The following is a 22967-nucleotide window of genomic DNA, read 5'->3' on the forward strand; positions in this document are numbered from 1 at the left end:
TGCGTCTGATATTGAGTGTAGATCACACAATTATATTTGCACGACAAAAGTGTGATCCTGTTAAAATATTTCCGCGAAAAATGTACGGTATTTCCCGTGAAAATGAGTGCTAGAAATTCCAGTCGTCATCTTCGGTTTCGACCGCTTTTCCCATCACATAGGATGAACCGGAACCCGAGAAGAAATCGTGGTTTTCGTCAGCGTTGGGCGACAGCGCGGCAAGGATTGCCGGGTTAACCTCCGCCATTTCAGGCGGAAATAGCGCCTCATATCCCAAATTCATTAATGCCTTATTGGCGTTGTAACAAAGGAAGGCTTTGACGTCATCCACCCAGCCGGTCTCTGCATACAATTCTTCCGTATAACGCGCTTCGTTATCATACAATTCCATCAACAGGTCAAAGGCAAAATGCTTTAACTCTTCGCGTGCTGATTCGGAAATATGCTCCAGACCTTTTTGATATTTATAACCAATGTAATACCCATGAACCGCTTCATCACGAATGATCAGACGAATGAGATCGGCGGTATTGGTCAGTTTACCGCGACTGGAGAAATACATCGGTAACCAGAAGCCAGAATAGAACAGGAAGGATTCCAGAAACACGCTGGCTATTTTTTTCTTCAGCGGTTCGTCGCTGGCGTAATGTGCCAAAACGATCTGCGCCTTGCGCTGGAGTGGGGTATTTTCTTCACTCCAGGCGTAAGCTGCATCCACATCTTTGGTCTGGCAAAGGGTGGAGAAAATAGAGCTATAGGAACGGGCGTGCACCGCCTCCATAAAGCTGATATTCGACAGCACCGCCTCTTCATGCGGCGTTAACGAATCAGTCATTAACGCTGGTGCTCCGGCAACATTCTGAATGGTGTCGAGCAGCGTCAGCCCGGTAAAAACGCGGATTGTTAGCTGCTGTTCGGCTGCGTTCAACGTTTGCCAGGCCGGAATGTCATTGGAGAGCGGGACCTTTTCCGGGAGCCAGAAGTTACTGGTCAGACGGTTCCATACCTCAAGATCTTTATCATCCTCAATCTTGTTCCAGTTGATGGCGCTCACGCGGGATAATGTCATTTTCTCCTCCTTACAGCGCGCATGACACGCAGCCTTCGATTTCGGTGCCTTCCAGCGCCAGCTGGCGTAGTCGGATGTAGTACAGGGATTTGATGCCCTTACGCCAGGCGTAAATCTGCGCTTTGTTGATATCGCGCGTGGTGGCGGTATCGGGGAAAAAGAGCGTCAGTGAAAGCCCTTGGTCGACATGCCGCGTTGCTTCAGCGTAGGTATCAATGATTTTTTGTGGACCGATCTCGTAGGCATCCTGATACAAGGCCAGATTCTCATTGGTCATAAACGGGGCAGGGTAGTAAACGCGCCCGGTTTTGCCCTCTTTACGAATCTCTACTTTCGACACGATCGGGTGAATGCTTGACGTGGCATGGTTGATGTAGGAGATAGAACCGGTGGGCGGAACCGCCTGTAAATTCTGATTATAAATGCCGTAGCGCATCACATCTTTACGCAGCTGTGACCACATCTCGCGCGTCGGTAGCGTAATGCCGCTGGCGGCAAACAGTGTGCGGACCTTGTCGGTTTTTGGCTGCCAGTCGCTCTGCAGATACTGGTTAAAATACTCGCCGCTGGCGTAGCGTGACTGTTTGAATCCGGCAAAGGTTTGACCCCGCTCGCGAGCGATCTTCATTGACGTATTCAGCGCATGCCATGTGATGGTGTAGAAATAGAGATTGGTGAAATCCAGCCCTTCCGGCGAGCCGTAGGCGATCCCTTCCCGCGCCAGATACCCGTGCAGATTCATCTGCCCAAGACCAATCGCGTGCGACGCGCTGTTCCCGGCGTCGATCGAAGGCACGCTGCGGATGTGGCTCATGTCCGAAACGGCGGTTAAGCCGCGAACCGCCGTTTCCACGGTACGACCAAAATCGGGTGAATCCATGGTATGGGCAATGTTCAAGGAGCCGAGATTGCAGGAGATATCGTGCCCGATCTGCTCGTAATTGAGATTTTCATCGTAGGTGGAGGCACTGTTAACTTGCAAAATCTCCGAGCACAGGTTGCTCATATTGATCCGACCGGCAATCGGATTGGCGCGATTCACCGTATCTTCAAACATGATGTAAGGATAACCAGACTCAAACTGGATCTCGGCCAGCCGCTGGAAGAATTCGCGGGCGTTAATGTATTTTTTGCGCACGCGTTCGTCGGCCACCAGTTCGTCATACCGCTCACTCACGGCGATATCACCGAACGGTTTGCCGTAAATCCGTTCCACGTCATACGGTGAGAACAGCGCCATCCGGGCATTTTCTTTCGCTAGCCGGAAGGTGACGTCGGGGATCACCACGCCAAGCGAGAGCGTTTTGATGCGGATTTTCTCGTCGGCGTTTTCGCGCTTGGTATCGAGAAAACGTAAAATATCCGGATGGTGTGCGTGCAGATACACCGCGCCTGCGCCCTGACGTGCTCCGAGTTGATTCGCATAAGAAAACGCATCTTCCAGCATTTTCATTACCGGGATCACCCCAGAGGACTGGTTCTCAATGCGTTTAATGGGCGCACCTGCCTCGCGCAGGTTGGAGAGCAAAAATGCCACGCCGCCGCCGCGTTTGGAGAGCTGAAGTGCGGAGTTGACCGCCCGACCAATAGACTCCATGTTGTCTTCAATACGCAACAGGAAGCAGGAGACCAGCTCGCCGCGTTGCTGTTTACCGCAGTTTAAAAAGGTTGGTGTGGCGGGCTGAAAGCGCCCGGAGAGCATTTCATCGGTCAGTTGCATCGCGAGTGCTTCATCGCCCTGCGCCAGCGTGAGTGCCACCATCGTTACCCGATCCTCAAAGTCTTCGAGATAGCGCTTACCGTCGAACGTTTTCAACGTATAGCTGGTGTAGAACTTCCATGCGCCGAGGAACGTCTGGAAACGGAATCCGCTGGCGTGGGCGTGGGCGAATAGCTTCAGCACGAACGCGCGATCGTAGCGGGCTAACACGCTGGCATCGTAATAGCCTTCATCCACCAACGTTTCCAGGCGCTCCTGCTGGCTGGCAAACGCCACCGAGTTGGGGCGGACGTGTGCGGCAAAGAAGGCCTCCACCGCCTGATGGTCTTTGTCGAACTGAATGCGCCCGGCTTTATCATACAGATTCAGCATGGCGTTCAGGGCGTGATAATCCAGCGTTGGCTGCATTACACGTTCTGCGGTTGTCGTTGCCAAAATTCGCTCACTCCTTTTCGAACGTTGTCGATATCGCTTTGGGTGCCCATCAGCTCAAAGCGATAGAGCCACGGCACGCCGCATTTTTGTGAGATGACATCACCCGCGCGACCGTAGGCGTCACCGAAATTACGATTGCCGGAGGCGATCACTCCACGGATTAACGCCCGGTTGTGCGTATCGTTTAAAAAGCGGATCACCTGTCTTGGGACCGCGCCAGCAGTGCCGCCGCCGCCGTAGGACGGCACGATTAATATGTAAGGTTCGTCTACCCGGATCGGCTCGCGTTCGTTAAGCGGAATGCGGATGGCAGGCAGCCCCAGACGCTGCATAAAGCGGTGCGTATTTTCGGAGCTGCTGGAGAAGTAGACGAGCTGACTCATGCGCTGGCCACACGGTGTTCCGGATGCAGACGGTTGATCATGTCCGGGCGAAACCCTGACCAACTGGTTTCACCCGCGACTACGACCGGTAACTGGCGAAACCCTTGATCGCGCAGGTTATCAGCCAAATCGGGCTGTAAATCGACGTTTACCATCTCAAAGTCAAAACCACGACTTTCCATTGCCCGTTTGGTGGCATGGCACTGAACACAGTTATTGCGAGTGTAAATAATAATACGCATGATTCGTATTTCCATTTAAAAATAAAAGATCGGCGCGATAGAGGGCGTCGGGTTGTGTGTGTCCTGATAGGAAAGATACTAGATGTGGTTTTAAAAAGATTCAACCATACAAGATATGGGAATTTTAGATTGATGATGGGCTGGGTGATGGGCATGGCAGGGGAAGTGATATGTACCATCGCAGGTTGCCGGATGGCGCGCGTCGCGTCTAATCCGGCCTACAGGAAAGCACTTCCCAGGCCGGATAAGGCGTTTATGCCGCCATCCGGAAGCGCAGAATCACATGCGCATCCCCACCGCCAGGCGGTTAAAGCAGTTCATCAGGCTAATGGCAAATGTCAGGTCGCTAATCTCTTTCGCGCTGAAATGGTCGAGCAGCGGCAGATAAACGTCATCTTCGGCGTGAGTAGTGGCAATTTGAGTGACCGATTCGGCCCACGCCAGCGCCGCACGTTCCTGCTCGCTGAAGTGGTGACTCACCCGCCAGCCTGCCAGCGCATCCAGTTTGGCCTGCGCAACTCCGGATTTGCGCAGTGCTTTACTGTGCATTTCCAGACAAAAGGCGCAGCCGTTGATTTGCGAGACCCGCAGGTAAATCAGTTCCGTCAGCGTAGGTTCCAGCGCGCAGTTCTCCAGCGCTTTGCTTGCCTGAACCAGAGCGTTATAGATTTCGGGGCTGAGTTCATAATAGGGCTGGCGTAACATGGTCATGGTATTTCTCCTCGTTTGGATGAGCCGCAATGTAGCACTATAATGGACTGCTACAGAGAGCCATATTGTTACCAAAAAAGCAGACCATAAATGCCGCGCTATCAGCAAATCGCCCGTCAGTTAAAAAACGCAATTGAGAAAGGTGAACTCAAGCCCGGTACCAGATTGCCCTCCAGTCGGACCTGGGCCCAGGAGCTGGGAGTATCACGCTCGACGGTGGAAAATGCCTATGCAGAGCTGGTGGCGCAGGGCTGGCTCGCGCGGCGTGGACAGGCAGGAACGTTTGTCAGTGAGCAACTGCAACCAGAAAGGGCGTCTGCATCTCCTGCCATCTTTGCCGGAGAAAATCCCAGACCGCAAACTTTTCAGATGGGATTACCCGCACTCGATCTTTTTCCGCGCGAAGTCTGGGCGCGGGTGATGGGACGGCGTTTGCGCACCCAAACGCGTTTTGATCTGGCGGTGGGCGATGTGTGTGGCGAGCGGGCGTTACGTCAGGCGATTGTGGATTACCTGCGGGTCTCACGCAGCATTGAATGCCAGCCAGAGCAGATTTTTATCACTTCAGGTTATGCGGCATCAATGACGTTAATCCTGCGCGCTCTGGCGCATCCCGGAGAGGGAATGTGGGTCGAAGATCCCGGCTTTCCGCTGATTCGGCCCGTGGTGGCTCAAGAACGCATTGAGTTGAAGCCGGTAGCGGTGGATGCCGATGGTCTGGATGTCAGCGCCGGGATTCGCGACTACCCGCAGGCGCGTTTTGTACTGCTCACTCCCGCACATCAAAGCCCACTGGGAGTAGCACTGTCTTTAGACCGTCGCCACCAGTTGCTGGAGTGGGCGACTCGTGCGCAGGCGTGGGTAATCGAAGATGACTATGACAGTGAATTTCGTTACCACGGTAAGCCGTTGCCGCCGCTAAAAAGTCTGGATGCGCCCCAGCGGGTGATTTATGCCGGAACGTTCAGCAAATCGATGTTTCCGGCTTTGCGTACGGCATGGCTGGTGGTGCCCCTGACCCAGGTTGAACACTTTCGCCAACAAGCGGCGCTAACGGCCTGTAGCGTCCCGGTTCTATGGCAGCAAACGCTGGCGGATTTTATGCGAGACGGCCACTTCTGGCGACACTTAAAACGTATGCGACAACATTATGCCGAACGACGACAATGGATGGAAAACGCCCTGACCGAACAAGGATTTAGCGTCATTCCTCAGGAAGGTGGGATTCAACTGGTGATGAGTGTGGACGGAGATGATGTTGCGCTGGTGCGTAAAGCGAATCAGGCCGGGTTAGCTGTTCAGGCGTTAAGCCGCTGGCGAATAACGTCAGAAGGAAAGGGGGGAATATTGCTGTCATTTACCAATATCAGCTCGGCGGAAATGGCGCAACAGGCGGCGTACCAACTGCGGATGGCGCTGACATAAATCTATACCCGTCATACTTCAAGTTGCATGTGCGTTGGCTGCGTTCGTTCACCCCAGTCACTTACTTTAGTAAGCTCCTGGGGATTCGCTCCCTTGCCGCCTTCCTGCAACTCGAATTATTTAGGGTATATAAGGTTCTTACGATATGCGTCCCACCATCGCCACCCGTTTATGGACTTTTCTGAAAGCGTTGCTAATGCTGAATCAGGTAAGGTAAGCCCGCAGTAAAAGATAACGAGGAAAATAATATGTATTTACGACCTGATGAGGTGGCGCGCGTACTTGAAAAAGTGGGCTTTACCGTTGATGTAGTGACGCAGAAAACGTACGGCTATCGTCGTGGCGAAAATTATGTGTACGTTAACCGTGAAGCACGCATGGGACGTACCGCATTAATTATCCATCCCACGCTAAAAGAGCGCAGCTCTTCGCTGGCAGAACCGGCGACGGATATTAAAACCTGCGATCATTATCAGCAATTCCCGCTGTATTTAGCCGGAGATACTCATGAGCATTATGGTATTCCGCATGGCTTTAGCTCGCGTATTGCGCTTGAGCGTTATCTGAGCGGGTTGTTTGGCGACGTTAATTCTAACTAATAACGCGACTGGCAGTGCCAGTCGCAAAGAAGCGTGTCAGGCTTTAGCCTGATGATAGCTGCTGACCTTAAACAAGCGGCGGCAATAATCAAGAAAGTAGCCATAGACAGCGCCCATCAGCATTGATACCACGATGTTCGAACTTACTGCAGCCGTAATCTGGTGCCAGTCCGCGCCAACCGTCAGCAGAATAATCACATACACCGGCGACTGGAAGGTGACATAAGCCAGCACATCCGCCAGATTTTTTGCCCATCCTGCCTGCGTGGCTTTACGCGCCGCGCGCATGAACAAATCACGGTACATGCCGTATGGCCACGCGATCAGTATGTTGACAGGGATAGCGACTAATCTGGAATACAGCGACTGTTCGAAGCTCATTCCAGAAAGGAATATTTCGATCAACATGTTCACGACAGAACAATAAACAACCATCGCGAACGTGTCTGCTACTGCATGACGCAAGCGTGACTGCGGAGAGAACATGTTAATGCTCCTTGTAAAAAGGGGGAAAAAGGTTTTGAATACCTTAACTGCTAGTGATTTGTCTTGATGCTTTCGCGTTTTAATAGGATATCTGCCTGGATAATAACTAGCAACTAGCTTAAAATTTTTATTTATTGCCTTTTTGTCGATAAAATGCTCTGCAATGGTTTGTTTTTTGTTCGTTTTGGTGTTTTCGTTGCTGTGTTAATTAAAATTCTTTTAGATCAAAGAGTTATTTTTGCTTGTTTTTCTGAATTTTTTGCGCGCCTTTTCTGAATGTTGACTGATGTGCAATATGTATACTCGTTGGTTCCACGCGATGCTATGGCCTGTTTCTTAAGTGACGCACTGAGATACCTTGCAGGTATATTCAAAGCTGCAATCAGGGTCATAGAATATATTGTCTGAGCGATAGCAGAATGGATGCTATAAATATCAGAGTTGGCTATTTGTTTAATGACCTGCGAATAAATTAGACTGGAAATATAATAATCAGTTGCATACAATATTTAGCGTAATACCATTTTTATGTTTTACGTTAAAGAGGTTTTGTTAATATGAGTTCAATGTTAAAAAACTTAAATAATATCCGCTCGCTGCGTGCAATGGCTCGTGAATTTTCCGTTGATGTACTGGAAGATATGCTTGAAAAATTCAGGGTAGTGACCAAAGAACGGCGCGATGAAGAAGAACAGCTACAGCGCCAACGCGCAGAACAGCAGGCAAAAATTAATGCCTTGCTGGCGCAGATGCAGGCAGACGGGATCAGCCCGGAGGAGCTGCTGAGCATAACACCTGCTACGACACGTTCAGTTAAAAAACGCCAACCGCGCCCGGCGAAATATCGTTTTATCGATCTCAATGGTGAAACGAAAACATGGACTGGGCAAGGTCGCACACCGAAGCCAATTGCCCAGGCGCTGGCTACCGGTAAATCTCTTGATGACTTTTTGATCTAATTACGAAGGCGGTGAGGAGATCCTCACCGCTTATTTTCAGCAAACGCCGAAATCACCCTCTTCGGTATATCGCGTGACATCAGCTGCTTTCAGCGTGAATTTATCACCGTTTTCATTACTGGCTTGTACCGCCACAATTTGATCGTCATTGACTTCAACAACCTTCAGTTTTGGACCGCCCATACGCGGTTGAACCAGATCGCCAGGTTTAAACATATTGTTGCGCTCCTTTATTTATCATTTATCGCAGAACTCACCATAGATCACGTCAACCGGCGGGTACAGTGCTGTTTCAATGATTACCGCTTAATGAGTACGTCGGTTCCAGGGCATTTTGTCCAGCAGACGCGCCATGCCGCAAAAGCCGGTCACGCCAGCGAGAATCAGCCCGGCCCCGACAAAACCGCTCAGCAGGAAGAAAGCACTGCTGACGGCGTAACCCAGAATAACACCGAGTAAGGCAAGGCTACCCGCGGCTATCTGCACCTGACGCATCAGCGGTAACGGTTGTGAACTGTCTTTCGCCACCGGCAACCCTGCGGCTTTCCAGCCGTCAATTCCACCTTCCAGCAGCCAGACCTGCGCGGGCGCAGCAATGGCGCTCAGTTTTATTGCCGCATTTTGTGTACGTTTGCCTGACTGGCAGTGAAAAATCACCTGCTCGGCGCGTAAATTCGCAGGCAGCGATCCCTGTTCAAGCGCGGGCAACGGTGCCAGATGAGCCTCAGGAATATGCTCGTGCAGATACTCGTCAGCGTCGCGGATATCAATCAGTTTTGCACCTTGCGCGATCAGTGTCTGCGCCTTGCGCGGGGAAATCGTCCCAATAGTCATGATGGCTCCTTATGGGCAATACAGTGTTTTTAATGTGGCGATCAGCGAATTCACTGCCGCATTTTTAATGGAGTAGAGGATGCGCTGGGCATCGCGCTGGCTTTCTATCAGACCTTCTTCACGCATACGCGCCAGATGCTGGGAAGTGGCGGAAGGGCTAAGGCCGGTAACACGGGCTAACTCGCCTGCGCTGGTACCGGGTGAACCGCAGAGCATGCACAAAATCAGCAACCGTTTCGGGTTACTCATCGCTTTTAGCAGGGCGGCAGCTTGTTCAGCGCTGGCCTGGAGTTGTTCAAGTTCAGTCATATGTATTTAAGCATAATCTAAATTAAGCATATTCTAAAATAAACAACCAACGTACGCCAGCGTAAAGAGCGTAAAGGAGGGTAAAACAGCCGCGGAATGCTGGCGGAGTTGGGTAGAATGGCTACTCTTAGAGATAAAATCTCTTTTTAAACAATGATTAATTTTTTGCTTGTAGGGAGTGTGTATGGGTTTCTGGAGAATCGTTTTTACTATTATTCTACCCCCGCTTGGCGTGCTGCTGGGGAAGGGGTTCGGCTGGGCATTTATCCTCAATATCGTTCTGACGCTGCTGGGCTACATCCCTGGTTTGATCCATGCCTTCTGGATACAGACGCGTAATTAATTCCTTTCAACTACGGCGCTTTGGCGCCGTTTTCTTTGGCCCTCTTTCTCCTCTGCTACACTTTTGGGTGTTAATTGTTAATTACCGAGGTGGATATGGGACTCTTCAATTTTGTAAAAGATGCGGGTGAAAAACTGTGGGATGCGGTCACTGGAAACCATGACACAGCCGATCTGGCAAAAAAAGTGCAGGAACACCTGAACAAAACTGGCATCCCTGATGCGGATAAAGTGGACGTGCAAATTAACGAAGGCAAAGCCACTGTTTCTGGTGATGGATTAAGTCAGGAGGCGAAAGAAAAAATTCTGATCGCGATTGGTAATATCTCCGGTATTGCCAGCGTAGATGATCAGGTTAAAACCTCTGCGCCCGCGAGCGAAAGCCAGTTTTATACCGTGAAATCAGGGGATACCCTGAGCGCTATTGCTAAACAGGTTTACGGTAATGCCAACCTGTATAACCAGATATTTGAAGCGAATAAACCCATGCTGAAAAGTCCGGATAAAATCTATCCTGGGCAGGTGTTACGTATTCCGGAGCAGTAATATTATTCAGGCTTATTCCGTCAGCAATTTACCGGACATCGCCTGTTGAATAATCGGAATCGGCGTCAGCAGGTGCTGGCGCATTAATTCGCTGGCGCGCGCGGCATCGCGTGCCAGAATTGCTTCGGTCAACGTTTGGTGCTGATCGTGTTTGTCTTCCAGCATCTCCACCGACAGCACCGTTTTTCGCAGCCAGATAAACCGGTAGCGCGCTGCCAAATCGAACAGTCGTTCGCGCATTTGCAGCAGATATTGTGAACCACAGCCAGCGACAATCGCCGAGTGAAACGCCTGATGGCGCTGATCCCACTCGTCGAGCATCTGTTCGCTGGCATCAATGGCTTCAAGCTTACTAAGCATATGCGCGCGCGCCAGAATTTCAGCTTCCCAGGCGTCGTCGCCGCGTTCAATGGCCAGCGCGACCAGCATGGCTTCCATATTGGCGCGGGCATCGAAAATATCGAGCAACTCCTGCTCTGACATCGGGGCAACACGATACCCTTTCTGATTTACTACCGTCACCAACCGCTCGGCAACTAACTGCGAAAGCGCTTCGCGTAGCGGTCCCACGCCAAGCTCATAGCGTGAGGTCAGCAGGCTCATACGCAGTTTTTCATCAGGCTGATACACACCGCGGATGATGTCGTTCTTCAGCCAGCGGTATCCATCAATGGCCGTCGGTTGGGGAATGGCGGTCATGGTCATACTCCTGAAAGGATTTCCCGGCCTGCGCCGGGAACAGGTTTAATGCGTATTTTGCAATGGTGCTTTTTGCCAAGATAGCAGTTTTTTCCAGCGTGACATAATGGGCACGGTGCAAATAATTCCTATGGCTAACAACCCGGTAGAGATAACTTCCAGCTGTTGTGCCGGGCGAAACAGCATGACCACCAGCACAAAGATAATAAACGCGATGACCAGCCAGGTAAGCCACGGATAGAGCCACATTTTCAGTTTAATTTCACCGCCTCGCGCCAGCAGGATTTTGCGCATCCGCAGTTGAGAAACGGCAATGACCAGATAGACCAGCAGTGCGATGGCACCGGAACTGTCGATCAGGAATTTAAACACCTTGGCCGGGGCGTAATAGTTGACGATGACGGTGAGGAATGCGGCACCGGTAGACAGCAACACCGCCACATAAGGCGTTTTACTGCGGTTCGTTTTACCCATAAAAGCGGGGGCATCGCCACGGCGGCTCAGGGAGTAGAGCATACGCGAGGACGTATACAGCGCGGAGTTGAGACAGCTAGTCACCGACAGCAAAATGACGCAATCCATGATCAGTTTCGCGTGCGGGATATGCAGTAGCTCCAGTACCGAGCGGTAAGAACCGACTTCTTTCAGTCCCGGCATGTTCCACGGGATCAGCGCCACCACCACAAAAATAGAGCACAGATAGAAGATGGAGATACGCCAGATAACCGAGTTGGTGGCGCGAACGATATGTTTATCCGGGGTATCGGATTCGGCGGCGGCGATGGTAACTATCTCTGCGCCCATAAAGGAGAACATGGTGATTAACATTGCGCTGATCACGGCGCCAAAACCGTTGGGCATAAAGCCGCCCTGATCCCACAAGCGCGAAACCCCGCTGACATCGGCATAAGGGTAGAAACCGCTAATCGCCGCTGCGCCGAGGGTTATAAACGCCAGAATGGCAATCACTTTGCACAGCGCCAGCCAGAACTCGAACTCACCATAATTTTTGACGCTCAGCAAATTACTGCCGGTTAATGCCAGCGTGATAACCAGAGAAAACAGCCAGATAGGAATACCAGGCACCCAGGAGTGAAGAATGATGGCGGCGATATTCGCCTCCAGCGGTATAACCAACACCCAGAACCACCAGTACAACCAGCCGATGGTGTAACCTGCCCAAGGGCCGATGGCCTTATCGGCGTATGTGGAAAAAGAACCGGTATCCGGTGTGGCGACGGCCATTTCGGCCAACATGCGCATAATCATCACCACCAGCAATCCGGCGAACAGATAGGCTAATAATACTGCGGGGCCGGCTTCTGCAATCGCCACGCTTGAACCGACAAACAGACTTGCGCCGATTACCCCGGCAATAGACAGCATGGTGACGTGGCGTGATTTCAGCCCGCCCCCTAAATCATGTGATTGTGACACTTGCCCCATCTTTAAACCTCTCGAAAGTATTTCACTTGGGAGAGCACCCCGGCATTCCCGCGCCGGGGCACGCGTATTATTGTTATTGACCCTGTTTGCCGGATGGCGGCTCCGCCTTATCCGGCTTAAAACTCCCCGTTTTGATACGGGTTTAACCCTGCTTTGCCTCGGCAAAACACTGGGCGATAATGTCCAGCCCCTGGCGGATTTGCGCATCTTCAATAGTCAGCGGGACAAGAATGCGCAGCACGTTGTAGTAAGGTCCGCAGGAGAGCAGGATTAGCCCTTTATCGCGGGCACGAGCGACGATTTCAGCTGTCAGTTTGGCATCGGGCTTCGTGCGATCGCCGTCTTCGAACAGTTCGATAGCAATCATCGCGCCCAGCCCGCGTACGTCGCCAATCTCGCGGTGGGTTTCCGCGATAGCCAACAGGCCTTCACGCAGGGTTTGCCCCAGCTCGTTGGCTTTTTGCAGCAGATTTTCCTGCTCGAAAATGTTTAGTACCGCCAGCGCAGCGGCACAGGCAATTGGGTTACCTGCATAGGTACCGCCCAGACCGCCCGGTGGAATAGCGTCCATGACATCGGCGCGTCCGGTCACGCCTGCCAGCGGGAAGCCTCCGGCGATGGATTTGGCGAAGGTGGTGAGATCGGGCGCAACGCCCATCTGCTCCATGGCAAACAGCGTACCGGTGCGGCCCGCACCGCTCTGTACTTCATCAGCAATCAGCATGATCCCGTGTTCGTCACAAATAGCGCGCAGACGTTGCATAAAAGCAGGAGAAGCGGCGTAAAAACCACCTTCGCCCTGGACGGGTTCAATTACGATGGCGGCGACGTCTTCTGGCGCGGCATCGTTTTTGAAAATGCGGTGAATGCTGGCGATAGCATCGTCGTCACTGATGCCGTGCAGTGGGCAAGGATAAAGCGCGCGATACACGTGGCCCGGCATCAGCCCCATTCCGGCAGAGTATGGGTTCACTTTCCCGGTCAGTGACAAGGTGTAGTGGGTACGGCCGTGGTAAGCACCGCTGAAGGCGATTGTGCCGGTGCGTTTGGTGGCGGCGCGGGCGATTTTCACCGCATTTTCTACCGCTTCAGAACCGGTGGTCACCAGCAGGGTTTTCTTGGCGAAATCACCCGGCACTTTCTTATTCATGATTTCGCACAGCTCCAGGTATGGCTCATAGGCCAGCACCTGGAAACAGGTATGGGACAGCTTTTTCAACTGTGCTTCTACCGCAGAGACGATCTGCGGGTGCAGGTGACCGGTGTTCAACACTGCAATACCGCCAGCAAAGTCAAGGAATTCACGGCCTTCAACGTCCCAGACCCGACAGTTTTCTGCACGCTCGGCAAAAATAGGGTGGATCTGGCCTACGCCACGGGGAACGGCGTTGCTGCGACGTTGCATAAGTTCTTTGTTGGTGCTCATCAGGTGTTCTCCAGTATTTATTGTATTAAAGGCCGATGCACATATATTTGATTTCTAAGTAGTCTTCGATGCCGTATTTTGATCCTTCACGGCCAAGACCGGAGGCTTTGATTCCCCCAAACGGGGCGACTTCGTTGGAGATAATGCCGGTGTTAATCCCGACGATGCCGTACTCCAGCGCTTCGCCAACGCGGAAGACGCGGCTTAAATCTCGGGCGTAGAAATAGGCGGCCAGACCAAACTCGGTGTCGTTGGCCTGAGCGATGACGTCGGCTTCGTCTTTAAAACGAAACAGCGGAGCCAATGGGCCAAACGTCTCTTCTTTGGCGACCTTCGCGTTGTCAGGCACATCTACCAGAATGGTGGGCTGGAAGAAGTTACCGCCGAGCGCATGAGGTTTACCGCCCGCGATAATGCGCGCGCCTTTATCCAGAGCATCGGCGATGTGTTCCTGCACTTTGGCAACCGCTTTATCGTCGATCAGCGGTCCGGTGGTGACCTCTGGTTGCAGACCATCGCCGAGATGCAGTTTGCTCACTGCATGCTGGAGTTTTTCGGCAAAACGCTCATACACACCGTCCTGTACGTACAGGCGGTTGGCGCAGACGCAGGTTTGCCCGGCGTTACGGAACTTCGAGGCCAGCGCACCTTCCACGGCTTTATCAAGATCGGCATCGTCAAAGACGATAAACGGCGCATTGCCGCCCAGTTCCAGCGATACCTTTTTGATGTCTTTGGCGCACTGCTGCATTAACTGACGGCCAATTTCGGTTGAGCCGGTAAATGACAGTTTGCGCACCAGCGGGTTGCCGGTCAGCTCGTTACCGACCGCGCTCGCAGAACCGGTCACCACGCTGAAAACGCCAGCCGGGATCCCGGCGCGATTAGCCAGTTCTGCCAGCGCCAGAGCGGAGTAGGGGGTCTGGCTGGCGGGTTTAAGCACCATCGTACAGCCTGCTGCCAGCGCCGGACCGGCTTTACGGGTGATCATCGCTGAGGGAAAGTTCCACGGCGTAATCGCGGCGGTAACGCCGATCGGCTGCTTGATGACGATCAGACGCTTATCGGCCTGATGGCCAGGGATCGTATCGCCATAGATGCGTTTACCCTCTTCGGCAAACCACTCAATAAATGAGGCGGCATAGGTGATTTCGCCTTTGGCCTCCGCCAGCGGTTTACCCTGTTCCAGGGTCATCAAGCGGGCGAGATCGTCCTGATGCTCAATCATCAGGTTGAACCAGCGGCGCAGGATATTGGCTCGCTCTTTGGCAGTCAGCGCACGCCAGGCCGGCAGAGCGCGGTTTGCGGCGTTAATCGCTTCGCGGGTTTCATCTGCCCCCATTTTAGGTACGCTACCCAATTGCTGACCGTTGGCGGGATTGGTCACCGCGATGGTCTCGCCGCTGTTAGCGTCACGCCAGTTGCCGTCGATCAGTGCCTGCTGGCGAAATAAGGTTGGATCGTTAAGTTGCATGATTGCTTCCTGTCTTAATCGGTTTAACGGGTAAATGCGGCGTGTAATGTCTCCACGCTACGTGCCGCACGCAGCGTGCGTCCGGGATTACTCTGGTTCTCCAGCAGCGCATGAACTTTGCTGACAATATGTGCACCGATAGGGATTGCCGATGTTGCCGCCGGAGAAGGCGCGTTACAGGTGTGAATTGAGCGTGGCGTGGTGACAAACAGAAAATCGTCGATAAGCTTGCCATCAGGTGATACCGCCTGTGCCCGCACGCCCGCAGGCCACGGTTGCAGATCCTTAAGCGTCAGGCTCGGACAGTACTTTTGTACCAGCCGCAGATAACCGCTTTTGCACAGAGAATTCTTCATTTCGCCAAGCCCTGAGCGCAGGTTGTTTTGCAGCACGCGGCGAATACCAGAAGAGCCGAGGATCTCCAGCGTATCGCTGAGCGAGAAGTCACGCTTACGGTAGCCTTCACGTTTAAATGCCAGCACCGCGTTGGGGCCGACCGTGACGCTGCCGTCAATCATCCGGGTCAGATGAACACCGAGAAACGGCATTGCCGGGTCGGGGATGGGGTAGATCAGATGGTTAACTATCTGATTATGTTCTGGCGCCAGGCGGAAATATTCGCCACGGAACGGGCAGATGATAAAGCCAGGTTCAACGCCGAGCATTTTCACCAGTCGGTCCGCCATCAGGCCAGAACAACTAATCAGCGTCGCGCCTTCATATTCCTGGCCCTGACGGGTATGGACAATCACGCCCGTAGCGTGCTCTTTCAGCGCGCTGACCTCGGCGTTGTAAATAATCTCACCGCCTTTGGCCTGGAAAATATTCGCCATCGCGGCGGTGACTTCACGGTAGCTGACGATCCCGCTCGACGGAACAAAAATGCCGCCCAGACCGGTGATATTCGGTTCACGCTCGCGAAGCTCCTGCGCATTCAGCCATTCGCGCTCCAAACCGTTAGCGGCGGTGCGATCCCATAGCGCGCGCATGCGCTCCATTTCCAGAGGGGAGGTGGCAACCAGCATTTTTCCGCAGATGTCGTAGCGGATGCCGTTTTGGTCGCAAAAGGCTTTTGTGGCGCGATTTCCGGCCAGGCAAAACTGCGCCTTCAGGCTGCCGGGAGTGTAATAGACCCCGGCATGAATGACGCCGCTGTTGTGGCCCGTCTGGTGACAGGCCGGGCCGGACTCTTTTTCCAACAGCGCGATTCTGGCGTCCGGATAGACATCAATCAGCTGCATGGCGGTCGACATGCCGATAATGCCGCCGCCAATAATCACAAAATCATACATCCGCTTTTTTCCTTCGCGCTTACTGATGAGTCTGGTAGTGGTTTGTCGCGTAAGCGAAATAACCACGTTGGCGCATCAGTTCGCGGCGCAGGTCAGGATGCGAGGTGAAACGATCGCGACCGTGCAGCCAGAACAGGTTGTTGATCAGCAGGAATTTACCCACTGAAACCGGTACGGAAATAATACTTTTGCTGGTTTCCAGCGCGTCGGACAGGTCACTCAGCCAGACGCCTTCTTCATAGTCTTTTGGCTGGACGAACTGGTCGATGTAGCGCATCACCGGACGACCCTGCTGGTCAACGTCAAATACCGGATGGAACACTTCCTGGCTCACGTTTTTGCTTGGCGGTGCGGCAAAGCGCATAGGGCGACGCGCCAGCGGATGGGTAAAGTACTGATCCAGATGTTCCCAGTCGTCGAGGTGCAGCAGCAGCGAGTTACCGCCGGTCATGTTCTGCTCGTCAATCTTCATCATCAGCACGTAATCGGTGATTTCTTCGAGATAGGTTCCGTCGTTGTGCAATTCCATCACTCGGTGAGGCTGGCGCAGATAGCTGTCTGAGTTATCGACGTTTTTCACCACAAAACGTGCGTAATATTGACCGCTCATCGCATCAAAATTCGAGCGTCCGATTAGATGTGCTACCGCCGTCGCCAGCTTGACCATCTCTTCTGCCTGCGCCACATCATCCACGCCAACGGCATTGATCAGCAGTGCGCCTTCGGCACGATCGAGCAACGTTTTCAGCAGCAGAGGCTGCAACTGATTGCCGCACAGGTCGTCGAGGATCTTGCCCACTTTGAAGCGCAAGAAGGATTTGTATTCCAGCGCCTGCACCGGCCACTGCGCGACGGCCTGCAGAAATTGCTCAGTGGTCTCAGCGGAAAAAGTCAGCTCCAGCAGGCGTGGGGACTGGGCTGATGGTTTCAGCGTGAAACCGCTGTAGTGCTGGGCTGGATCTTCAGCGTTCGGTTTTACGGCAGTCAGTGCGTTCATCAAATCGTTCCTCTCAGTAGATTGTCAGGGAGATATGGCGCAGCTCGTTTCGTAGCCATAAATTAAAAATATCTACATTTTTGAAAAACGCGCACATAATGAGCTTGTTTGTTTATTATTTGTGATCAAAAGCAACAAATATTTAACATTGCAAACAATAGGGATTTAAAGCGAAGACAGGGATAGAGCGGTTATATCAGGTGGTAACCACCTGATTTTAAAGAGGGAAATAAAGCATCTTAATGTTCAAGAGCAATAGCGCAGACGTGTTCAACATGAGTGAGATCGTGGTACAAGTCAGGCAAGGTCATCTTCTTACGAATTACGATTTTGAGATTAACCTCGATTTTACCCTTCTTAATATCCCTGATCGTGATGTTTTCAATAATGTTTTTCTGTTGATGGATGCGGGTTATCAGATTTTCGAGCGCATCGCGTTCATCAAGAATAACCCTGACTTTTACTTTTCCGGGGAACTGGTTTTTAGTCTGTAAGAAAATAATGAACGGGCTTAATTTAATTGCCAATAAAAATAAAGCCGTGGCAAAAAAAGCATGAAAATAAAAACCGGCCCCACAGGTGATTCCCACCCCAGCAGATGCCCAGACAATTGCCGCAGTAGTGAGACCAGAAATAGCATCGTCGTGTCGGTGCAGAATGACTCCCGCACCGAGAAAACCAACGCCACTAATAATCTGAGCCGCCAGACGCATAGGATCGCTACGGATGTTCATCGAAATTTCAGCATAGTATTCTGCAGATTGTATTGATACGACAGTTAACACACAGCTGGCTACGGATAAAATAACGCAAGTTTTGAAGCCAACCGGTTTCCCTTTCGATTCTCTTTCCAGGCCTATAATGCCACCCAGAATAAATGCAATGCTGATTTTGATGATCGTAGTTAAAGGCAACAATCCTTGCTCATTGATGATGGCGGCCAGATTATTCATGCAATTACCTTAATGAAAGAGTCTTTAACGATCAGGAGTTTGCTTTTTTCAATGGGAGGTCTGCTTTGCGTTTTGAAATATCGTCCCGGAAGAATATCAGGAAGAATACGCTGACCACTGCGGCAACGCCTGCTGAAACTAGCCAGAATGTTTCCCATTGCGGTAACGCCTGTGGGCCTTGTTCCGTCACGGTGCTGTTGAAGATTTGACCGCATACGGTAGAGGCAAACAGCAAACCGACGCCGTTGGAGACGATAAATCGCAAGCTTTGGGCTTGTGCTTTAATCTCTGGCGCGGCTTTACGGTCAACATAAATGTCGCCCACGGTAAAGAAAAAGTCCCAGCAGAATCCCTGCAACATCAGACCGATCAGCACAAACATCATGTTGGCATCCAGTGATGCATGAGCAAACAACAGTGTGCGGATGATCCAGCAAACGGCGCCCAACATGAGAGTAATTTTGAAGCCGGCTTTCAGTAAGAAAAACGAGAGCAGGAACATAAAAATGACTTCACAGGCGATGCCGACCTGCATCATTGACGCGGCGTTATCGAATCCAAGCGCTTTTAAAAAGACCGGGATATAGGCGGAATAAGCTGTTTTGGGGATCATCAGGACAAAAATACTGAGCATCAAAACCGAGAAACTGCGGTCCTTGAAGAGTGCCAGAGCGTCCAGACATAACAGATCGCGGAGTGTAAATACGCTTCCTTTTGCTTTCGGTGGGGTGTTTGGCAACGTAAAGCAGTAAAGGCCGAGCACGACACCGGAGGCTGACGCAATATACCAGGTGATGGTATTTCCAGAATAGCCCATTTCACCAATAATAAAACCGATGACCATAAAGCCAAATGTGCCGAACACACGAATAAAGGGGAAGTATTTCACCCCGTTAATGTGGCTGAAACTGATGCTGTTAGCCAGCGCAGTTGTTGGATAAAACAGCAGACCGACCAGGAAGATCATGGTCAACGTCATGCCCGTGTTTTGTGCCTCAATAAATTGTGGAACAAACAACAGTACGCCAGCATTAATTAAATGCAGGATCGCCATGACTTTTTGTGACGAAAAGAAACGGTCGGCTACCATGCCAATAAAGAGTGGCGAAAGAATGGTCGCCAGACCAAGCAAAGCATAAGATGAGCCAATAATGGTCGCCATACCATAGGTACTTAATACCAGTCCCATGGTCATATTCCAGGCGCCCTGCATGAAATATTGTATGAACATCATAACCAGCAGGCGTGGTGTTTTATTAAGGTCCATATTGCATATCCTTATTGGTTGATGCTCAGGTTAAGCCCATCCCAGGCGACAAGAATGTTCTCTTTGTCACACGCCGCCACGAGATCGTCGTACAGTAGACCGCCGCTGTGTGAGACATGCGAGACGATGAGTTGGCTATTTTTCTCAAGGCAGCCCAGTTCTGCAAGCCTGTCTCTGGCGGCGAAAACGGTTTCCAGACTCATGTGGTTATTTGTACGGTTATCACCATTAAAACCGTAGGTACATTCCAGCACCGTTAAATCGATCTTTTTACCTTTCAACCATTGCCAGGTGAGTTCAGGGAACCAGCCCGAATCATGTCCATAGAAAATTGACTGACCATCTTTTTCGATAAACCAGGTATAACAAAGCTCCCATTTGGCATGGTTCGCCAGCAGTGGAGTGATTCGGTATCCGCGGGTTTCAACGGTTACGAAGGGAACCAGGCAATGAAAAGCAAATCTTTCTGCGCTGTAGCCTGGTAACACTTGTGCCGCGCCGTTAATCGCACGGTCATTACCAAAAATATGCAACGGATGAGTAATCTCAAATCCGTACCCTTCCATTCGGCTAAAAAGATCGCCGACGTTGAAATGATCGGGATGTGTATGCGTGAACAGCAGCGATTTGATCTCTGTTGCGTCCAGGCCATCTCGCAGCAGTTGCTGGCTGAATTCAGGCGCGACATCAATCAACAGTTCATCGTCGATGATCGCTGAGGAGTGCGTGCGTATGTCTTTGCCTTTACGAATACGGGCTTGCTGACAGTGCTCACAACGGCAAAAAGGATTGGGTATCCCTTCGGATGCTGCGGTTCCCAGAAAATGAATATTCATGTTTCCCTCTTGATCAAAACAGAGTGTTGTTTTTTGAACGAAAATGTAATGAAACGTAATTGGAACGTGTCAATTATTATCCTGCAGCTTCAAGGCAACAACGATCTTTTGTTGCATAAGTGATCCTCTTCAAGAATTTAATAATTTATTTTTATATTTCATGGTGTTGAAATTTTTAGTTCATTTCTTCGTGCTATGTGGGGTTGAGAGGTGGTTATAAGAATGTGTTGATAAAATGCACTTTTTAATATTGTAACGTTCAAATTATCTTGCTGGAGATAGTTTCCTGATGAGCGCCGTGCTAGCATCAAAACATCAGGGGAAGGGTGTAAAAATGCCAACTATCAAAGACATAGCAAGAATTGCCGGTGTATCGCATGGGACTGTCTCGAATGTGCTCAATGGCAGAGGAAATGTAAGCGTTGAGAAGATTGAAGCGGTTCAACGTGCGGCCCGAGAAGTTGGCTATCAGTTGAATGCGCAGGCGCAATCATTGAGAGCCAGCAAAAGTCAGGGAGTGGCCTTGATTCTGCCGGACATCAATGCGGAACGTTACTATCAACTTTATCGGGGATTACACCAGGCCTGGCAACCTTCACTCAGCGAACCGGTTGATCTTTACCTGACTAATGATTTGCCCAATCTGGAACTGGATATTTTGCAAACACTGGCGGCAAAGTCTTACCAGGCTGTTGTCACCGTGAGTTGCCTGGACAACAGCCAGCCCTATTACGATATGCTCAGGCTCTCCCCGGAGAATGTGCTTTTTGCGTATCGCCAGCCAGCCGGTGCAGTTTGTTATTTTAGCCTTGACTATGTGACCGCAGGGGAAGAAACCGCAAGAAGGGCACTGGCGCAGCTGCCGGGTCATATTGGTGTTTTCTGCGAGCCGCTGGAATTTGCCCACAGCGCACGCTTTACTCAAGCGATACAGAAGGTATGCCGGGAGTTAAGTCCGCACACAAAGCTTACGGTTATACCTGCGCATGCCAGTGAAGTTAACACCGTCGCGTTTGACTTTTTCCGGGGGGCGATACCCGATCTGTTTATTGTTCAGGACAGTGAGAAGACGCGTGCGTTGACGCAAGCGTCCTGGTTTGGGAGTTCTCAGTCCTGCCCGCCGATAGTACAACTGAGTGATAATCTTCCTGCATCTTTTGATGGAATCACCAGCTATCAGATGGATTATGCCCGCCTGGGGACAACTATTGCTTCATGTATTCGCCAACCCAAAAGTAAAGAGAAGCACCGTATTCTGGCGAATTGCGGTTTTTCCTGGAATGGGCAATACGCTCCGCCTCATGAGACGGAGGCGACGCTGAATATGTTAATTTTGCCCAGCCCTTCGACCGATGCGCTGAAGAAACTGTTACCTCACTTTTATCGCCAGACCGGTATTAAGGTTAATCTTGCGGTTTATCCGTATGATGAGGTTTTTGAAATTCTCTCTCATCTTCACCTGCACCCTTATTACGATTTACTGCGAATCGATATGGCATGTTTTCCCTGGTTTGCAGAAAAAGCATTATTGCCGCTGGAGTCGGTCTCCCCCGAGCTCCCGTTATTGCTGGATAACTTCTCTGAGCAAATTCAGCAGCACTTCAGCCAGGTGAATGGGACTGCATGGGCAATTCCCTTTGATGCCAGTATGCAGCTTCTGTTTTATCGACGAGATCTGTTTGAAGATGCGACGATTAAACGGATGTTTTATGAATCAACAGGCAAAGAGTTAACGCTACCAGAAAATTTCGCACAATTTGATGAGATTGCCGCTTTCTTTAGTCAATTGCATCAGCCAGAAAACAGACAGCGCCCAATGGGAACGGCGGTGACGTTGGGCAGCTCAGGACTTATCGCCACTGAGTACTTGCTACGTTACTACGCGTTAGGTGGACGATTGGTGCGTGAGGGCGAGCCGGTACAACTTGATGCTTCGCTTGCTGCCGCTGCACTCGAAGAATATCTGCACCAGCTTTCTATCGCCGTGAATCTCCCTGGTGAGTGGTGGAGTGATGCGGTTAAACAGTTTGAGCGTGGAAATCTCGCCATGCTGATTATGTATCTCAATTTGTTTAACGATGTTGCGCATACGACTATCGCCCCCACGATTGGCTATGCTCCCGTTCCGGGGCACCTTCCACAATTGGGCGGTGGCTCTATTGGAATGTCTCGCTACAGTAAGAAGAAAAAACAGGTTGAGCAGTTTTTTCATTGGCTTTATTCCGATGAAATTTCGCGCCATCTGGTTCTATTGGGGGGCAATAGCGCCTGGTCTGGAATATGTCACGATCAAAATGTTCTCAATCTCTACCCGTGGTTTAATTTACTGAATGAAAAAGGCATGACGGGAATACGGGAGTCTCAGGGAAGTAAAGGTGAGTCTTTTAACCTGCGACAGGCAGAGATTATTATCGGGCAAGGCGTGACGAATGCGATTAACGGCATTATGGACGTCACGCAGGCCGTGGAATACATCAATGCGCGGATCAGAAACGAAACGGGTGCCTGAAATATGCG

The 22967-nt window shown here is 51.3% G+C and carries 24 protein-coding genes; 6 read left to right on the top strand and 18 right to left on the bottom strand.

Annotated features, from left to right (window positions below; all coding sequences use genetic code 11):
* Positions 1–109: 109 nt before the first annotated feature.
* The 5 genes from nrdF to SK39_RS16830 form a co-directional block, all read right to left on the bottom strand.
* Positions 110–1069, bottom strand: a complete 960-nt coding sequence (gene nrdF, locus SK39_RS16810) for a class 1b ribonucleoside-diphosphate reductase subunit beta (RefSeq protein WP_016150870.1) — start codon at positions 1067–1069, stop codon at positions 110–112.
* Between the two features lie 10 nt (positions 1070–1079).
* Complete coding sequence (gene nrdE, locus SK39_RS16815; protein ID WP_048217215.1) at positions 1080–3224, bottom strand: class 1b ribonucleoside-diphosphate reductase subunit alpha; 2145 nt, start codon at positions 3222–3224, stop codon at positions 1080–1082.
* Positions 3197–3607 (bottom strand): class Ib ribonucleoside-diphosphate reductase assembly flavoprotein NrdI, encoded by a 411-nt coding sequence (nrdI, locus tag SK39_RS16820; protein ID WP_003037273.1) that lies wholly within the window; start codon positions 3605–3607, stop codon positions 3197–3199. Before nrdI ends, nrdE begins: the two co-directional genes overlap by 28 nt.
* Positions 3604–3849, bottom strand: coding sequence for a glutaredoxin-like protein NrdH (gene nrdH, locus SK39_RS16825; protein WP_003037270.1), 246 nt, complete (start codon positions 3847–3849; stop codon positions 3604–3606). Before nrdH ends, nrdI begins: the two co-directional genes overlap by 4 nt.
* Positions 3850–4128: 279 nt before the next feature.
* On the bottom strand, positions 4129–4560 hold the full coding sequence (locus tag SK39_RS16830; protein ID WP_003839686.1) for a carboxymuconolactone decarboxylase family protein: 432 nt from the start codon (positions 4558–4560) through the stop codon (positions 4129–4131).
* A 90-nt stretch (positions 4561–4650) separates the two neighbouring features.
* Between SK39_RS16830 and pdxR the strand changes: the two genes are divergently transcribed.
* Both pdxR and SK39_RS16840 read left to right on the top strand, forming a co-directional pair.
* Positions 4651–5985 carry a MocR-like pyridoxine biosynthesis transcription factor PdxR gene (gene pdxR, locus SK39_RS16835; protein ID WP_048217216.1) on the top strand — a complete coding sequence of 445 codons (1335 nt, stop codon included), beginning with the start codon at positions 4651–4653 and terminating at the stop codon, positions 5983–5985.
* Between the two features lie 248 nt (positions 5986–6233).
* Positions 6234–6584: a DUF2002 family protein gene (locus SK39_RS16840; RefSeq protein WP_044699663.1), complete on the top strand. Its 351-nt coding sequence runs from the start codon at positions 6234–6236 to the stop codon at positions 6582–6584.
* A 36-nt stretch (positions 6585–6620) separates the two neighbouring features.
* On the opposite strand, the gene alaE is transcribed toward SK39_RS16840, so the two are convergent.
* On the bottom strand, positions 6621–7070 hold the full coding sequence (gene alaE, locus SK39_RS16845; RefSeq protein WP_003037259.1) for an L-alanine exporter AlaE: 450 nt from the start codon (positions 7068–7070) through the stop codon (positions 6621–6623).
* A 557-nt stretch (positions 7071–7627) separates the two neighbouring features.
* Between alaE and stpA the strand changes: the two genes are divergently transcribed.
* Complete coding sequence (stpA, locus tag SK39_RS16850; RefSeq protein WP_003839690.1) at positions 7628–8029, top strand: DNA-binding protein StpA; 402 nt, start codon at positions 7628–7630, stop codon at positions 8027–8029.
* Positions 8030–8065: 36 nt separating this feature from the next.
* Here the strand turns inward: stpA and SK39_RS16855 are convergent, their stop codons facing one another.
* The 3 genes from SK39_RS16855 to SK39_RS16865 all read right to left on the bottom strand — a co-directional run bounded on the left by SK39_RS16855 (position 8066) and on the right by SK39_RS16865 (position 9172).
* A complete protein-coding gene (locus SK39_RS16855) occupies positions 8066–8245 on the bottom strand; it encodes a hypothetical protein (protein ID WP_003037253.1) in 180 nt (59 codons plus the stop codon).
* 90 nt (positions 8246–8335) lie between these two features.
* Complete coding sequence (locus SK39_RS16860; protein ID WP_048217217.1) at positions 8336–8863, bottom strand: rhodanese family protein; 528 nt, start codon at positions 8861–8863, stop codon at positions 8336–8338.
* Between the two features lie 9 nt (positions 8864–8872).
* Positions 8873–9172 carry an ArsR/SmtB family transcription factor gene (locus SK39_RS16865; protein WP_003037247.1) on the bottom strand — a complete coding sequence of 100 codons (300 nt, stop codon included), beginning with the start codon at positions 9170–9172 and terminating at the stop codon, positions 8873–8875.
* A gap of 184 nt (positions 9173–9356) precedes the next feature.
* Between SK39_RS16865 and SK39_RS26095 the strand changes: the two genes are divergently transcribed.
* Positions 9357–9515, top strand: coding sequence for a YqaE/Pmp3 family membrane protein (locus SK39_RS26095; RefSeq protein ID WP_003037242.1), 159 nt, complete (start codon positions 9357–9359; stop codon positions 9513–9515).
* Between the two features lie 95 nt (positions 9516–9610).
* Positions 9611–10060 (top strand): peptidoglycan-binding protein LysM, encoded by a 450-nt coding sequence (lysM, locus tag SK39_RS16875; RefSeq protein WP_003037241.1) that lies wholly within the window; start codon positions 9611–9613, stop codon positions 10058–10060.
* 12 nt (positions 10061–10072) lie between these two features.
* On the opposite strand, the gene csiR is transcribed toward lysM, so the two are convergent.
* The 9 genes from csiR to SK39_RS16920 form a co-directional block, all read right to left on the bottom strand.
* Positions 10073–10759: a DNA-binding transcriptional regulator CsiR gene (gene csiR, locus SK39_RS16880; RefSeq protein ID WP_003037236.1), complete on the bottom strand. Its 687-nt coding sequence runs from the start codon at positions 10757–10759 to the stop codon at positions 10073–10075.
* Positions 10760–10804: 45 nt separating this feature from the next.
* Positions 10805–12205, bottom strand: a complete 1401-nt coding sequence (gabP, locus tag SK39_RS16885) for a GABA permease (RefSeq protein WP_003839698.1) — start codon at positions 12203–12205, stop codon at positions 10805–10807.
* Between the two features lie 142 nt (positions 12206–12347).
* Complete coding sequence (gabT, locus tag SK39_RS16890; protein ID WP_003839700.1) at positions 12348–13631, bottom strand: 4-aminobutyrate--2-oxoglutarate transaminase; 1284 nt, start codon at positions 13629–13631, stop codon at positions 12348–12350.
* Positions 13632–13656: 25 nt separating this feature from the next.
* Positions 13657–15105: an NADP-dependent succinate-semialdehyde dehydrogenase gene (gabD, locus tag SK39_RS16895; RefSeq protein WP_003037227.1), complete on the bottom strand. Its 1449-nt coding sequence runs from the start codon at positions 15103–15105 to the stop codon at positions 13657–13659.
* Positions 15106–15128: 23 nt separating this feature from the next.
* Entirely contained in the window at positions 15129–16397 is a 1269-nt protein-coding gene (gene lhgO / locus SK39_RS16900) for an L-2-hydroxyglutarate oxidase (protein ID WP_048217218.1), read from the bottom strand.
* Between the two features lie 19 nt (positions 16398–16416).
* On the bottom strand, positions 16417–17394 hold the full coding sequence (gene glaH, locus SK39_RS16905; protein ID WP_003839704.1) for a glutarate dioxygenase GlaH: 978 nt from the start codon (positions 17392–17394) through the stop codon (positions 16417–16419).
* A gap of 239 nt (positions 17395–17633) precedes the next feature.
* Complete coding sequence (locus SK39_RS16910) at positions 17634–18347, bottom strand: MgtC/SapB family protein (RefSeq protein WP_003037218.1); 714 nt, start codon at positions 18345–18347, stop codon at positions 17634–17636.
* Positions 18348–18378: 31 nt separating this feature from the next.
* On the bottom strand, positions 18379–19614 hold the full coding sequence (locus SK39_RS16915) for an MFS transporter (protein ID WP_003037215.1): 1236 nt from the start codon (positions 19612–19614) through the stop codon (positions 18379–18381).
* Positions 19615–19625: 11 nt separating this feature from the next.
* Positions 19626–20450, bottom strand: coding sequence for an MBL fold metallo-hydrolase (locus tag SK39_RS16920; protein WP_048217219.1), 825 nt, complete (start codon positions 20448–20450; stop codon positions 19626–19628).
* 334 nt (positions 20451–20784) lie between these two features.
* On the opposite strand from SK39_RS16920, the gene SK39_RS16925 reads away from it, so the two are divergent.
* Entirely contained in the window at positions 20785–22959 is a 2175-nt protein-coding gene (locus SK39_RS16925) for an extracellular solute-binding protein (protein ID WP_048217424.1), read from the top strand.
* Positions 22960–22967: the final 8 nt, after the last annotated feature.

This window comes from Citrobacter sp. BIDMC107 (assembly GCF_001037575.1).
Taxonomy (GTDB): Bacteria; Pseudomonadota; Gammaproteobacteria; order Enterobacterales; family Enterobacteriaceae; genus Citrobacter; species Citrobacter freundii.

Coding starts and splice junctions, on each gene's coding strand:
- glaH (WP_003839704.1), bottom strand. CDS start 17,394: ATGAACGCACTGACTGCCGTAAAACCGAACGCTGAAGATCCAGCCCAG.
- lysM (WP_003037241.1), top strand. CDS start 9,611: ATGGGACTCTTCAATTTTGTAAAAGATGCGGGTGAAAAACTGTGGGAT.
- gabP (WP_003839698.1), bottom strand. CDS start 12,205: ATGGGGCAAGTGTCACAATCACATGATTTAGGGGGCGGGCTGAAATCA.
- SK39_RS16915 (WP_003037215.1), bottom strand. CDS start 19,614: ATGGACCTTAATAAAACACCACGCCTGCTGGTTATGATGTTCATACAA.
- nrdF (WP_016150870.1), bottom strand. CDS start 1,069: ATGACATTATCCCGCGTGAGCGCCATCAACTGGAACAAGATTGAGGAT.
- SK39_RS16865 (WP_003037247.1), bottom strand. CDS start 9,172: ATGACTGAACTTGAACAACTCCAGGCCAGCGCTGAACAAGCTGCCGCC.
- SK39_RS16920 (WP_048217219.1), bottom strand. CDS start 20,450: ATGAATATTCATTTTCTGGGAACCGCAGCATCCGAAGGGATACCCAAT.
- SK39_RS16925 (WP_048217424.1), top strand. CDS start 20,785: ATGCCAACTATCAAAGACATAGCAAGAATTGCCGGTGTATCGCATGGG.
- csiR (WP_003037236.1), bottom strand. CDS start 10,759: ATGACCGCCATTCCCCAACCGACGGCCATTGATGGATACCGCTGGCTG.
- SK39_RS16840 (WP_044699663.1), top strand. CDS start 6,234: ATGTATTTACGACCTGATGAGGTGGCGCGCGTACTTGAAAAAGTGGGC.
- lhgO (WP_048217218.1), bottom strand. CDS start 16,397: ATGTATGATTTTGTGATTATTGGCGGCGGCATTATCGGCATGTCGACC.
- alaE (WP_003037259.1), bottom strand. CDS start 7,070: ATGTTCTCTCCGCAGTCACGCTTGCGTCATGCAGTAGCAGACACGTTC.
- nrdH (WP_003037270.1), bottom strand. CDS start 3,849: ATGCGTATTATTATTTACACTCGCAATAACTGTGTTCAGTGCCATGCC.
- nrdI (WP_003037273.1), bottom strand. CDS start 3,607: ATGAGTCAGCTCGTCTACTTCTCCAGCAGCTCCGAAAATACGCACCGC.
- SK39_RS16855 (WP_003037253.1), bottom strand. CDS start 8,245: ATGTTTAAACCTGGCGATCTGGTTCAACCGCGTATGGGCGGTCCAAAA.
- SK39_RS16830 (WP_003839686.1), bottom strand. CDS start 4,560: ATGACCATGTTACGCCAGCCCTATTATGAACTCAGCCCCGAAATCTAT.
- SK39_RS26095 (WP_003037242.1), top strand. CDS start 9,357: ATGGGTTTCTGGAGAATCGTTTTTACTATTATTCTACCCCCGCTTGGC.
- gabT (WP_003839700.1), bottom strand. CDS start 13,631: ATGAGCACCAACAAAGAACTTATGCAACGTCGCAGCAACGCCGTTCCC.
- SK39_RS16860 (WP_048217217.1), bottom strand. CDS start 8,863: ATGACTATTGGGACGATTTCCCCGCGCAAGGCGCAGACACTGATCGCG.
- stpA (WP_003839690.1), top strand. CDS start 7,628: ATGAGTTCAATGTTAAAAAACTTAAATAATATCCGCTCGCTGCGTGCA.
- gabD (WP_003037227.1), bottom strand. CDS start 15,105: ATGCAACTTAACGATCCAACCTTATTTCGCCAGCAGGCACTGATCGAC.
- pdxR (WP_048217216.1), top strand. CDS start 4,651: ATGCCGCGCTATCAGCAAATCGCCCGTCAGTTAAAAAACGCAATTGAG.
- SK39_RS16910 (WP_003037218.1), bottom strand. CDS start 18,347: ATGAATAATCTGGCCGCCATCATCAATGAGCAAGGATTGTTGCCTTTA.